This window comes from Anaeromyxobacter sp. SG17, from assembly GCF_022690695.1.
In the GTDB taxonomy this organism is placed as follows: Bacteria; Myxococcota; Myxococcia; order Myxococcales; family Anaeromyxobacteraceae; genus Anaeromyxobacter; species Anaeromyxobacter soli.
The window spans coordinates 43,842-57,472 of sequence record NZ_JALCYX010000027.1 but is presented as its reverse complement, the minus strand read 5'-3'; the positions used below and the strand labels follow the sequence as shown (position 1 = coordinate 57,472).

Annotated in this window: 8 protein-coding genes and 1 pseudogene; all 9 read left to right on the top strand. The window is 74.2% G+C overall.

Annotated features, from left to right (window positions below):
• The coding region (locus tag MNY60_RS12235) for a DNA repair protein RecO C-terminal domain-containing protein (RefSeq protein ID WP_242360691.1) at positions 1-235 on the top strand (235 nt) is incomplete at its 5' end.
• 3 nt (positions 236-238) lie between these two features.
• On the top strand, positions 239-1,189 hold the full coding sequence (locus MNY60_RS12230; RefSeq protein ID WP_242341158.1) for a carbohydrate kinase: 951 nt from the start codon (positions 239-241) through the stop codon (positions 1,187-1,189).
• A gap of 82 nt (positions 1,190-1,271) precedes the next feature.
• Positions 1,272-2,255 carry a glycine--tRNA ligase subunit alpha gene (locus MNY60_RS12225; protein WP_242341159.1) on the top strand — a complete coding sequence of 328 codons (984 nt, stop codon included), beginning with the start codon at positions 1,272-1,274 and terminating at the stop codon, positions 2,253-2,255.
• A 35-nt stretch (positions 2,256-2,290) separates the two neighbouring features.
• Positions 2,291-4,387 (top strand): glycine--tRNA ligase subunit beta, encoded by a 2,097-nt coding sequence (glyS, locus tag MNY60_RS12220; RefSeq protein ID WP_242360689.1) that lies wholly within the window; start codon positions 2,291-2,293, stop codon positions 4,385-4,387.
• 53 nt (positions 4,388-4,440) lie between these two features.
• On the top strand, positions 4,441-5,745 hold the full coding sequence (locus MNY60_RS12215) for a hypothetical protein (RefSeq protein WP_242360687.1): 1,305 nt from the start codon (positions 4,441-4,443) through the stop codon (positions 5,743-5,745).
• The gene (locus MNY60_RS12210) at positions 5,742-8,309 is read left to right on the top strand and encodes a hypothetical protein (RefSeq protein WP_242360685.1); all 2,568 of its coding nucleotides are present in this window, start codon (positions 5,742-5,744) and stop codon (positions 8,307-8,309) included. The genes MNY60_RS12215 and MNY60_RS12210 overlap by 4 nt, the downstream gene beginning before the upstream one ends.
• A gap of 49 nt (positions 8,310-8,358) precedes the next feature.
• The gene (locus tag MNY60_RS12205; RefSeq protein WP_242360683.1) at positions 8,359-8,994 is read left to right on the top strand and encodes an FHA domain-containing protein; all 636 of its coding nucleotides are present in this window, start codon (positions 8,359-8,361) and stop codon (positions 8,992-8,994) included.
• A gap of 118 nt (positions 8,995-9,112) precedes the next feature.
• The gene (polA, locus tag MNY60_RS12200; protein WP_242356219.1) at positions 9,113-11,812 is read left to right on the top strand and encodes a DNA polymerase I; all 2,700 of its coding nucleotides are present in this window, start codon (positions 9,113-9,115) and stop codon (positions 11,810-11,812) included.
• Between the two features lie 614 nt (positions 11,813-12,426).
• Positions 12,427-13,362: pseudogene (locus tag MNY60_RS12195) on the top strand (HNH endonuclease); the annotation flags it as partial.
• Positions 13,363-13,631 lie beyond the last annotated feature (269 nt).

Below are 13,631 nucleotides of genomic sequence, written 5' to 3'. Positions count from 1 at the left end.
CTGTCCGGCGTGCGCGCCGCAGGCCGCGCCCGGCGCCCCCTGGCTGTCCGCCGGCGCCGCCGCCGCGCTCGCGCGGCTCCAGGCGGCCGGGCTCGGCGGGGCGGAGGCGGCGCTCTCGCCGGCGATCGGGCGGGAGGCGCGCGACGCCCTCGCGGCCTTCATCGAGCACCACCTCGGCCGGCGCCTCGCGGCGCGCCGGTTCCTCGACGAGATCGGGCCGCTGCTCGGGGACTGACGCATGCAGCGCGACCTCGACGTGGTCTGCCTGGGCGAGGCGCTCGTCGATTTCCTCCCGGAGCGGCGCGGGCGGCTCGAGGACTGCGATCGCTTCGAGGCCTGCCCCGGCGGCGCCCCCGCGAACGTCGCGACGGGGCTCGCGCGCCTCGGGGCGAGGGTCGCCTTCCGGGGAGTGCTCGGCGACGATCCCTTCGGCAGGCTCCTCGTCCGCAAGCTCGAGGAGGAGGGGGTGCGCTGCGCCTTCCGGCTCACCCGCGAGCGGCCGACCGGCATCTGGTTCGTGGCCCTCGACGCCCGCGGCGAGCGGAGCTTCTTCTCGCCGAACGCGCGCTTCTCGGCGGACAAGCTCGTCGCCCCCGGCGACGTCGATCGCGGCCTCCTCTCGCGCGCCGCGTGGCTGCACGTGGGCTCCTCCGCGCACGTCCTGCCCGAGGGACAGGAGGCGCTGCGCGCGGCGGTCGCCGCGGCGCGCTCGCTCGGCCTGTCCGTCTCGTTCGACCCGAACGTGCGCGCGCACCTGTGGGACGATCTCGGCGCGCTCCGCCGCCTCTGCGCGGACGTGGTGCCCGCATGCACGCTCGTGAAGGTGTCGGAGGAGGAGGCGGAGCTCGTGACGGGGGAGGGGGACCCCGCCCGCGCGGCGGCGCGGCTCGCCTCGCTGGGGGTCCCGCTCGCGTGCGTGACCCTCGCCGAGCGCGGCGCGCTCGTCCGGCGCGGGGACGACCTCTTCCACGTCCCGGCGGAGCCGGTGGAGGTGGTCGACACCACCGGCGCCGGCGACGGCTTCGTGGCCGGCCTCCTCGCGGCGATCGCCGGACGTGGCCCGATCGAGGCGCTGGCGCGCGCGGATCTGGAGCGGGCGGTCGCGTTCGCGAACCGCGTCGCCGGCCGCGTCTGCACCCGCGTCGGCGCGGTCGCCGGGCTCCCCCGCGCCGGCGATGTTTCGGTTTGACACCGCACCCTTACGGCCCTACCGTCGCCGGCTCCGGTGACGGGGCCGCCGCGCGACGCGCGCCGGTCGAGGAGGCGCGCGCGTGTACTTCCAGGACCTCATCTTGAAGCTCCAGACCTACTGGGCGGGCCGCAACTGCATCCTCGCCCAGGGGTACGATCAGGAGGTCGGGGCGGGGACGATGAACCCCGCGACCTTCCTGCGCGTGCTCGGGCCCGAGCCCTGGAACGTGGCGTACGTCGAGCCCTCCCGCCGCCCGGCCGACGGCCGCTTCGGCGAGAACCCGAACCGCCTGTACCAGCACCATCAGTTCCAGGTCATCCTGAAGCCCAACCCGCCCGACGTGCAGGAGCTCTACCTCGGCTCGCTGAAGGCGATCGGGATCGACCCCCTCGAGCACGACATCCGCTTCGTCGAGGACGACTGGGAGAGCCCGACGCTCGGCGCCTGGGGCCTCGGCTGGGAGGTCTGGTGCGACGGGATGGAGATCACCCAGTACACCTACTTCCAGCAGGCGGGCGGGTTCGAGGTGAGGCCGGTGGCGGCGGAGCTCACCTACGGCCTCGAGCGCATCGCCATGTACCTGCAGGACGTCGAGAACGTCTTCGACGTCGAGTGGGTGAAGGGCGTCCGCTACCGCGAGGTCTTCCACCGGAACGAGGTGGAGATGAGCGAGTACTCGTTCCGCGTCGCGGATCCGAAGATGCTCTTCGGGCTCTTCGACATCTACGAGGCCGAGTGCAAGCGGCTCCTCGCGGCGAAGCTCCCGCTGCCCGCGTACGACTACTGCCTCAAGTGCTCGCACACGTTCAACAACCTCGACGCCCGCGGCGCGATCAGCGTGACGGAGCGGGCGGCGTACATCGGGCGCGTCCGCGCGCTCGCCCACGAGTGCGCGCGGGGCTACCTCGACTCGCGCGAGGCGCTCGGGTTCCCGCTCCTGCCGCCCGCGGAGCGGAAGAAGGCGGTCGAGGCAGCGCGCCTCGCGCGAGAGGCGCGAGAGGCCCTCCGCCAGGCACAGGGCGAGCGGTCGCAGGCGCGAGACGAGCGGCCGCGGCAGGCCTGACGGTCCGATACCTCCTACCCCACGAGAGACACCAGATGGCGGACCTTCTGTTCGAGATCGGCGCGGAGGAGATCCCGGCGGGCTTCGTGCCGCCGGCGCTCAAGCAGCTCGAGGAGGATCTCGCGAAGGCGCTCGACGCCGCGCGGCTCTCCCACGGCGAGGTGAAGGCCGTCGGCACCCCGCGGCGGCTCGCCGTGTGGGCGCGCGACGTCGCGAAGCGCCAGACCGACGCCAAGACGGAGGCGTTCGGGCCGCCCGTGGCCCAGGCGTTCGACGCGGGCGGCAACCCCACGCCGGCCGCGCTCGGGTTCGCGAAGAGCCAGGGCGTGGAGGTGTCGAAGCTCGAGCGGGCCCAGACGCCGAAGGGCGAGCGGGTCGCGGTGACGAAGGTGGAGAAGGGGCGCAGGGCGGAGCAGGTCCTGCCCGAGCTCCTCGAGCGGCTCCTCGCGGGCCTCCGCTTCAGGAAGGCGATGCGCTCGCGCTTCGACGACGCGACCTTCGCGCGCCCGATCCGCTGGATGGTCGCGCTCTACGGCGGCCGGCCGCTGAAGGTCCGCCACGGCGAGATCGTCTCCGGGAAGGTGACGTTCGGGCACCGCTTCGCCGCGCCCAAGGCGATCGCGCTCGCGGGGACCCCGGAGGACTACGTCGCGAAGCTCCGCCGGGCGAAGGTCCTCGCCGATCCGGTCGAGCGGCGCGCGGTCCTCGAGCTCGAGCTCGCGAAGGCCGCCAAGGCGGCCGGGGGCAAGATCCGGCCGGACGAGCCGCTCGTCGAGCAGGTGCTGTACCTCGTCGAGCACCCGACCGGCGTCGCGGGCGAGTTCGAGCGGTCGAACCTCGACCTGCCGCCCGAGGTGGTCGTCTCCGAGATGCGGAACCACCAGCGCTACTTCGCGGTGGTGGACGGGAAGGGCCGGCTCAAGAACCGGTTCGTCGCGATCTCCGGCACGCCGGTGAGGGACCCGAAGGTCGCCCGCCACGGCTACGAGCGCGTGCTGCGCGCGCGGCTCGCGGACGCCCGGTTCTTCTTCGAGGAGGACAAGCGCCGGCCCCTGCGCGATCGCATCGAGGACCTCGGGCGGCGCACGTTCCAGGCGCGGCTCGGGAGCGAGCTCGCGCGCACCGACCGCATCGTGGCGATCGCGAGCGCGCTCGCCAAGGCCGTCGACCGGGAGGACCTCGTGCCCGACGTGGTCGAGGCCGCGCGGCTCGCCAAGACCGACCTCACCACCGGCATGGTCGGCGAGTTCCCCGAGCTGCAGGGGGTCATGGGCGGCCACTACGCCCGGCTCGAGGGCCTGAAGCCGGAGATCGCGGACGCGATCGAGGATCACTACCGGCCGGTGGGGGCCTCGGGAGAGATGCCCCGGGGCGACGTCGGCGCGCTCGTCGCGATCGCGGACCGGCTCCACTCGCTCGTCGGGATCGTCGGCGTGGGCGAGAAGGCCACCGGCGCCGCCGACCCGTTCGGCCTGCGCCGCGCCACCATCGGCATCCTCCGCATCCTGCTCGCCCGCGGGTATCACCTGTCGCTCTCCGCGGCGGTCGAGCAGACGCTCGACGCGCTCGCGGGGGTGAGCCTCGCGGCCGATCGTGCCGTGATCGCGGAGCAGGTGCTCGACTTCGTCCGCGGGCGGCTGCGCGCGCTGTGGAGCGACGAGCTCGACGGCGACCTCGTGGACGCGGTGCTCGCCGCGGGCTTCGACGACGTGGTGGACGCGCGCCGGCGCCTCGAGGCGCTCGCGCAGGTGAAGGCGCGGCCCGACTTCGTGCCGCTCGCGCTGGCGTTCAAGCGCGTCGCGAACATCCAGGAGAAGGCCGGGGGCGGGACGGGGGCGGCGGTGGATCCCCACCTCCTGCGCGAGGAGGCCGAGCGCCACCTGCTGGCGGAGCTCGAGCGCGTCGAGGCGGAGGCTGCGACTCTCCGTACGACCCGCGACTACCCGGGCGTGCTGCGGAACGTCGCCGAGCTCGAGCCCGCGGTCGCGCGGTTCTTCGACGACGTGCTCGTCATGGCGGAGGATCCGCAGGTCCGCGCGAACCGGCTCGGGCTCATGCGGCGGGTCGCGGCGCTCTTCTCCGGCGTCGCAGACTTCCGGAAGATCCAGGCCGAGGCGCCGGCCCAGGCGTGAGCATCCCGACCTTGACCGGCTCCCGACCCCGCGGCTACGGTTCGCGCTCACCCGTGCCCGCCCACGTCAGAAACGCGCTCCTCGCCGCCGCCGCCGCAGCGCTGGCAGCCTGCGGCACCCCGCCGTCCGCCGACCCGGCTCCGCTCGACCGGTTCAGCGCGCCCATCGCCCTCGGGATGTCGGGGAGCGACCTGCTCGTCGTCTCCTCCAACTTCGAGCTCGCCTACGGGCTCGACGACGGCGGGAGCGTCATCCCGGTCGACGTGCAGGCGTCCCCGAGCACCTTCGGGAAGGGCGTCCGCATCGCCAGCTTCGCGGGGGAGCTCTCCGTCGCCGACGCAGCGGCCTGCGGGCTACCCGAGTCGCTCGCGCTCGTCCCCGCGCGCGAGGGGAACGCGCTCTATCGCATCGGCGTCGGCGCCGGCGGCGAGCTGTCCTGCGGCGCCGGGTGCCGCCTGCCGCTGCGCAGCGACGTGGCGGACGCGTACGGCGTCCTCGCCGTGTGCCGCCCGCCCGCCGTCGCCGGCGGCGAGCCGCGGGCGCGCGCGTACGTCGGCTTCCTGCGCACGCCGGGGAGCCGCGGCCAGATCTCCGAGGTAGACCTCCGGACCGGCGCCACCCGCAACCGGGACGTCGGGCTCGGGCCGGTGCGCAGCTTCGCCTACGACGCGCAGACCGACCGGCTCTTCTTCACCGCCATCGAGAGCGGCACGACCGCGCCGTTCCGCTGGCTCGACCTGGCGGGCGACTGCGCGATCGACGCGGCCGTCTCGGAGGGCGGCTGCCCGGTGTTCGGCATGGACCTCGCGGTGTTCCTCCGCGGAGTCGAGGCGCGCGGCATGGCGCTGTCGAACCCGCAGGACGGCCGGACGCGCCGCGCGTACGTCGCGGCGCGCGTCTACAACGCCGATCTCGCCGGCGCGATCGGGGGGCGTCCGGGGTTCGACGTGGGAGGCGTGCTCCTCGTCATCGACCTCGTCGAGGAGCGGTCCGGCCTCCAGCCACGCGTCGTCGGGATCTACGACGTGGGGCTCGGCGCGAACGAGGTGAAGGTGCTGCCGCCGAGGCCGGGGATGGGCGATCTCGTCGCGGTCACCGCCTCCGACGACGGGCTCCTCTGGATCTACGACGACGAGCAGGGCGCGCTCGTGCGCGTGATCGGGCGCGATCCCCACACCGGGATCCCGCTGTTCGGGCGGCAGCCGTTCGGCCTCGCCGTCCGCGACGACGGGGCCAAGGCGCGCCTGTTCGTCTCCTCCTTCAAGGACGGGTTCGTGACGCCCATCGACATCCCGCTCGACGCGCCGTGGACCGCGGCGGACCCGCGCGTCGAGGACCGGATCGGGGTGACGCCGTGAAGAGACGGCTGGCCTTCCTCGCGCTCGCGGCCCTGGCCGCGTGCGGAAAGAGCAGCACCTCCATCGGCGTCGGGCTCTCGGGGCCGTCGTCGGTGGTGGCGTACAACGGCTTCACGCCCAAGAACGCCGGGCTGCACCCGTACTTCGCCATCGCGAACGCCGCGCGCTCGGACCTGACCCTCGTCGACGCGGTGGACGACGCGCCGGTCCTCGCGCCCGTCATCGTCCGCTCGCTCGCCGTGCCGGTTCCGGATCCGCGCCCCACGCTGCTCGCCGCGTCGTCGCTCTGGGACGGCACCGGGGACGCCGCGAAGGCGGACCTCCTCGTCGTCGCGTCGGCCGCGGTGCCGGCGCTGCAGCTCGTCGAGACCTGGAACGCGTCGGCCCGCATCGTGGACGAGGCCGACCTCGCCGCGCTCGCGCCCGGCGCCGCGATCGTGGCCCTCGCCGCGATCCCGGTGCCGGACGGCGCCAGCCCTCCCGGCCGGACCCCGGGCCGCGTCCGCGTCGTCGCCGCTCTCACCGGCGCCCGGCTGGCGATCGTCGAGTACTCGCGGGCAGCGGACGGCCCGGGGATCGTGCGCGGAGAGGCCTCGGTGCGCTCCCTCGACGCCGGCGGCGCTCCGTTCGACGTCGTCTCGCTCGCGATGAACCCCCACGACCCGCTCCACCTGTACGCCGCGTCCCCCGATCCGATCGGCGCGGTGGAGGGCGTCGCCGAGATCACGGTGGCAGGTGCGCCCGCCGACTGGACGATCCGCGCGCTCGACGCCCGCGCGCCGACGCGGTTCGTGGCCGCGGCGCGCCTGCAGGAGCGGCTCACGGAGTGGCCCTCGGCCATCTACGGCGCCTTCTACGACGACACCAGCGAGTTCCAGGCCACGGCCGTGGATCGCGTCTACGCCGTGGTCGATCCGACGCGCTGCGGGCCGAACCACCGCATCGGCTGCGGCATCGCGGTCATCGATCCGGCGACCGGCGGCATCGTTCCGGACTACGCCGGCCTCATGCCGTACCTGGCGCCGATCACGCTGCCGGAGTTCCCGCTCGGGCTGGCCGTCGCGGAGCCTCCCGCCACGCCGCCGCCGGGCGAGGAGGCCCTCTTCCCGAGCGGGTTCATGAAGATCGCGCCCGGCACCGGGCGCCGCGCCACGACCGCCGTCGCGGCGATCCCGTCCGCGAACGGGCGGATCTACTACGCCGATCTGGGCCGGTACGCCGTCCCGAACGACCTGTCGATCATCCGCGCGAAGACCAAGACGCGCGTCACGACCGGCCTCGCGCTCGGAACGACGGTGGAGGGCGAGGACCACCCGCGCATCTTCGGCATCTGGTTCCTCGACGGCGAGACCTGGAAGCTCGGGTACGACACCACCGAGATCCAGAAGGGCGTGCACGTGACGCCCGGGTTCACTGGCAGCGAGACCTGGGTGGTCTCGTTCCAGGGGCTGCTCCCGGGGCTCGAGGCGCACCGCGGCCAGACCGGCGCCACGGCCGGCGGCGGGACCTGGGTCGCCATGCAGGTCCCGGTGACCGGCTCGGGCGCCACGCCGTTCACCGAGGTGGTGCGCGTCTACGACCCCACGTTCGCCGTGCGGGTGGGGGACCTCGCCGAGATCTACGCCCCCGCCGTCGCGGGCTGTCCCAGCGACGCCGCCATCGAGGCCCGGGTGACGGAGCTCCTGCCGCCCGCCGACGCCTACCCGGGCGGCGCGCTCGCGCTCGAGCCGCTCGACGACCCGCGACCCAAGGTGAACACGGACGGCTCGGTCGGCCCGTGGCGCGACTGGCCCGCGTGCCTCCAGGCGCTCCGCGCAGGGGCCGTCGGCGTCCAGGCCCGCGTGCGCGCCTCGGGGCTCATGCTGACCGGGACCGCGAGCGGCTACGCCGGGCGGCCGGAGCTCGTGCCGGCGGCGGACGTCGCCACCACGCCCGACTTCGCGCTGCAGTACGAGGACGAGGACGCCCTCGCGGCGCAGTGCCCGCTCCTGCCCTGGCCGGCCGACTGGCGGACCCCGCCCGCCGGTTTCAGCACCTGCGACGCCGCGTGCCGGCTCGTCTGCGAGCGGCTGGTGCTGGCTCGCAAGGCGCGCCGCATCTACCACGTGTCCGACCAGTGTCACGGCACCGAGGCCGCCCCTGGCGACGACCTGGAGTGCTACCAGGCCTGGCCCGCGGCGCTCTATCCGTTCCCGCGGGCGAACGGGCCCGTCATCTCCTTCAAGGTCGGCTATCACGGCTCGGTGGCGGAGGGGGAGGTCTTCCCCGCGGACGACCACACGCTCTGGAGCCAGCTGCGGCTCCTGCAGACCTCCGCCGTCACCGTCAGCGGGATCGCCCCGAGCTCCCGCGGGCCGACCTCCCCGACCTCGACGGCCGCGGTCCTGCCGCTCGCCGTCTCGAGCTTCGATCGCAGCGCCATCGCCGGCGAGGCCGGCCTCTCCGCGGACACCCGGAAGCGTCTCCTCACCGAGGGCTACCGGTTCCTCGTCCCGTACGCGAACGACTTCGTGCTCGACTTCAGCCCGAGCGAGCCGGTGAACACCATCAAGGTGATCCGATGAGCTCGGCGGCGCGCGACGGGGGGCCTCGCGGGCGCCCGGGAGCGCTCGCATGAAGACGGTCCGGCAGGTCGCGATCGCCGACCACCTGTGGGAGGCGCTCGAGCGGATGGCGGAGGAGATGGGCTCCGACCGCGAGGCGCTCGTGAACCAGGCGGTCCACGTGTTCATGCGGCTCAACGGCTACGTGGTCCCCGGCAGCGTCGCCGCGACCACGCGCCCGGGGGCCCCGCCTCCGGCGGCCGGGGCGCCCGTGCTGCCGCGGGCCGAGCGCGCCGTCGTGGCGGAGCAGGTGCTCGACACGGCCGCGCGGCTCGAGCGCGAGATGCGCGCGCCCCCGCCGGTGCCGGCCGCCGTCGCGGCGGCTCCGGCCGCCTCGCCTGCGCCGTCGGCCGCGGCGGGCGTCGCGTCCGCGCTCGTGCTCGTGCGCGACGACGGCACCGAGGTGCCGGTCGCGAAGGATCGCTTCGTCATCGGCCGGGGACGGCACTGCGACCTCGTCGTGGACAGCGCGAAGGTGTCCCGCGAGCACGTCGCCATCGTGCGCGAGGGGCCGGGCTGGCTCATCGAGGACCTCGGCTCGTCGAACGGCACGTGGTTCCGGCGCGAGCGGATCGCCCGCCGGCGCATCGAGGACGGCGACGAGTACTTCGTGTGCGCCGAGCGGCTGCGCTGCGCGCTGCGGTGAGGCGTCCCTCGCGCGGGCCCTGGGCCGCGACGTTTCCGCCGCACCGCCTCGCGACTCGCGGGCGCGCCGCGTTTTCCCGCTGCCCGCGCCGGCGCGTGGGACTATCGTTCCGTCCCGCATGCCCACCCTGACGCTCATCGACGGCTCGGGCTTCGTCTTCCGCGCCTATCACGCGATCCCGCACCTCTCGACCACCCGCGGGACGCCGACCAACGCGGTCTACGGCTTCACGACGATGCTCCTCAAGGCGCTCCGCGAGCACGCGCCGACGCACGTCGCGCTCGTCATGGACGCGGGGCGCAAGAGCTTCCGGAACGAGATCGACCCCACCTACAAGGCGAACCGCCCCGAGGCGCCAGACGATCTGCGCGCGCAGTTCCCCCTCGTGCGGGAGGTGGCGGACGCCCTCGCCGTGCCGCGCATCGAGGAGGGAGGCGTGGAGGCGGACGACGTCATCGCCACGCTGGCGTGCCGCGCGCGCGAGCAGGGCTACGAGGTCGTGGTGGTCACGGGCGACAAGGACTTCGCGCAGCTCGTGGACGAGAAGCTCTCGCTCTACGACCCGATGGCCGAGGCGAGCGGCCGGGGCGGGTGGACCGGGCCCGCCGAGGTCGAGAAGAAGCTGGGGGTCCGGCCGGACCAGGTCGTCGAGTACATGGCGATCCTGGGCGACAAGATCGACAACGTGCCGGGGATCGCGGGCATCGGCGAGGTGACCGCCGCCGCGCTGGTGCGCCGCTTCGGCACCGTCGAGGAGATGCTGCGCCGGCCCGACGAGATCCCGGCGGCGGTCGCGCGCGGCGGCGAGAAGGTGAAGGAGAAGATCGTCGCGAACGCGGCGCGCATCCGGATGAACCGGGAGCTCGTGGCGCTGCGCTGCGACCTCACCCTCCCGCTCGCGCCCGAGGCGCTCGGGCGGAGACGTCCGGACGACTCGCGCGTGCGCGCGCTCTTCTCCGAGCTCGAGTTCTCCCGGCTCCTGAAGGACCTGCCCGCGCCCCCGCCGACGCCGCGCACGGAGCGCGCGGAGCTCGTCCTCGACGCGGCGGCGCTCGCGGACGCCGTCGCGGCGCTCACGGCCGCCCCCGCCGTGGGGCTCCGGCCCGTGCTCGCGGGGCCGGCCCCGCGCACGGATCCGGTGGTGGGCCTCGCGCTGGCGGGAGGCGGCAGGGCGTTCTACGTGCCGCTGCGCCACCGCTACCTCGGGGCGCCCGCGCAGCTCGGCGTGGAGGACGTGCGCGCCGCGCTGCGGCCGCTCCTGGAGGGCGACGCGCCGAAGCACACGCACGACCGCAAGGCGGTGCAGCACGCGCTCGCGGGGCTCGGGCTCACGCTCGCGGGGCCGGGGATGGACACCGAGCTCGCGAGCCGGCTGCTCCTCCCCACCCGGCGCGAGCACGCCCTCGCCGACGTCGCACGCGAGCGGATCGGCTGCGAGCTGCCGCGCGATCCGAGCGGCGGCGACGCCGCCCGCAAGAGCGAGCGGGTCGCGGTCGAGGGGATCGAGGTGGAGCGCGCCGGCGCGTGGGCCGCGCAGTGCGCCGCCTCGCTGCTCGACCTGGTCCCGGCGCTCGAGCGCGCGCTCGAGGAGGAGAAGGTCCTGCCCCTCTACCGGGACGTGGAGCGGCCGCTCGTGCCCGTGCTCTGGGAGATGGAGCGGGCGGGCATCCTCGTCGACCGCGGCGCCATGGAGGGCATGAGCGCCGAGTTCGGGCGCTCCATGCAGGACCTCGAGACCCGCATCCACGCGTCCGCCGGTCACCCCTTCAACATCGCGTCCACCCGCGAGCTCTCGCAGGTGCTCTTCACCGAGCTCGGCCTCCCCGTGCTGAAGCGGCTCAAGACCGGCCCGTCCACCGACCAGGACGTCCTCGAGAAGCTGGCCGAGCAGCACGAGCTGCCGCGGCTCGTGCTCGAGCACCGGGGGCTCTCGAAGCTCAAGGGCACCTACGTCGACGCGCTCCCTCAGCTCGTCGACCCGGCGGACAGCCGCATCCACACGACCTTCCACCAGGCAGGCGCGGCGACCGGGCGCCTCTCCTCGTCCGATCCGAATTTGCAGAACATCCCGGTGCGCACCGAGCTGTCGCGCCGCATCCGCGCGGCGTTCGTCGCCCCGGAGGGCGCCCGGCTCCTCTCGGCCGACTACTCCCAGATCGAGCTCAGGATCCTCGCGCACTACTCGCACGATCCCGCGCTCCTCGAGGCGTTCCGCGCCCGCGACGACGTTCACACGCGCACCGCCGCGGAGACGTTCGGCGTCGCGCCCGCCATGGTCACGTCGGACATGCGCCGCATCGCGAAGGTGCTGAACTTCGGGATCGCCTACGGCCTCTCCGCCTTCGGGCTCTCGCAGCGGCTCGACCTGCCGGGCGCGGAGGCGCAGGCGATCATCGACCGGTACTTCACGCGCTACGCCGGCGTGCGGCGCTGGGTCGAGAAGGCGGTGGAGGACGCGCGTGCGACGGGGGAGTCGCGCACGCTGTTCGGGCGCGTCCGCGCCATGCCTGAGATCGCGGCGCGGAACCCCGCGCTCCGCAACGCCGCGGAGCGCACGGCGATCAACACGCCGATCCAGGGCACGGCCGCGGACATCGTGAAGATCGCGATGATCCGCGTGCACGACGCGCTCGCGAGCGAGGGGCGCCGGGCCCGGCTGCTCCTCCAGGTCCACGACGAGCTCGTGCTCGAGGTCCCCGAAGGCGAGCTCGCGCCGGTCGAGGCGCTCGTCCGGCGCGAGATGTCCGGCGCGGCGGCGCTCGAGGTGCCGCTCGAGGTGGAGGTGGGGGTGGGGGGGAGCTGGGCGGAGGCGCACTGATTACGGCGCACGATCCCTGCCTGCTGGGGCTACGGCGCACGATGCCTGCCTGCGCCGGGCGGACTCGTCGCTCCGCTGCTCGGCGTACGGAAGCGGTCTCATTCATCACAACGGCAGGTACTCGCCGGACGAGCGGTGGGTGTTTCGACCGCGGTTTCAGTGCGCGTGCCGGATTTGGGCATCGACGGGGTCGGCGCACGCGCTCGTGCTCGACCCCGATGAACGCGGGGAGGCGGCGGAGCAGGCGAACGTCTCGTCGTGTCGGGCCGGGCGCGGCGACGGCATGATTTCGCGCGTGGTGCGTGCGGCCTTCTCGAAGGCGCCTCCGCAGCCGCACCGGAGCACGGGCTGGAGCGTCACGGACGGTCGGCCGTCTTCACCCATGGTGATAACTATCGCCAGCGGTAGTGCCGCCCGATGTCGCGGCATTCTCGCGAAGAGGCAGGGCGTCCCAGGTGCGGTGGGTGAAACATTTCCCGTTGACGCCTTCTCGCCTCGAGCGCGCTCCGGCATCGGAGCCGGCGCGGAAGGGCCGCTCTCGCGCACGCGCCTCGCGCGTGTCACGCGCGGAGACCGCGGAAAGGCATCGACGAGGGCGCAGCGGATAGCGCCGCGGGCAGGTGCTCACCCAGGAGAACGTGGACGACATCCTCGCTCGCGCCGCCTTCCGGACGCGGGCCGAGGTCGAGCACCTCGTCGTCTCCGTCCAGGCCCGCACCGCTCCGCGCGCAGGCGTCCGCAAGCTGGCCGAGCGCGCGCCCGCCGCAGCGAGCGCAGCGCTACCGCTCCCGGCGTCCGATGCAGGCGCCGAGGCGGCGCCAGTGGCCGGCCCTGCTGAACCGACCCTCGGCCCGGACCCCATCGCCGACTCGCGGCCTGCGCTCCCGCCCACCGTCGCGCAGCCGAAGCGAAGGGCCGAGACGCTCGCCGTCTCGGAGACGCACTGGTCGCTTCGGGTCACCCTCGACCGCGCCTGCAAGGAGGACCTCGAGACGCTCCGGTCACTCCTGTCGCACAAGGTTCCGGACGGCGACCTCGCGGCGGTGCTCCACGAGGCGATCCGCTGCGCCATCGAGAAGCACGGCAAGCGCAAGGGCGCTGCCGCGCCGGAGCGGAAGACGAAGGACGCGAAGGAAGGTTCGAAGGAGTGCGCGAAGGAGGGCTCCGAGGAAGGCTCGAACAGGGGCGCGAAGCAGGTCGCGGCGAAGCCGCCGGGGGCGAGGCCCACGATCCCGGCGATAGTTCGCCGCGCCGTGTGGAAGCGCGACGGCGGGCGCTGCGCCTGGGTCGGTCCGGACGGCTGCGGCTGTAACAGCCGTTGGAAGCTCGAGCTCGACCACATCCGACCCGTCGCCCTCGGGGGACTGTCGACGATCGACAATCTTCGGCTCGCCTGCCGAGCCCACAATCTTCTCCACGCAGAGAACACCTTCGGGCGCGAGCACATGGATCACTTCCGCCGCGACGCGAGCGCCGGGCCGACGCCGCTCTCTGGCGCTGGCGTGGCACCTCTGCGTCCCGTCATGCAGCTGGGGATGTGGGCGCCGTGACGCTGCGGCCGCCAGCGGAGTTGGCCGACCTCCGGCGAACCGGGTTGGGTTCACATGGCCGCGCGGCTAGAGCGACGACTCGCCGCTCGGTGCTACCCGGCTTCCGAACCTTTACGCCCCATCGGGTGACGCTCACCGCTCTGCGCCCGCAGTGCTCCGCGCGGAGCCTTCCCGGTGCGCGCGTGCCAACCCCGTCGTTGCCCAGCCGGAGCGTGCGATTCCCCGCTCGTCCGACCGAAGCCGCTCCCCCCCCTCCGGTCAGCAGCCGA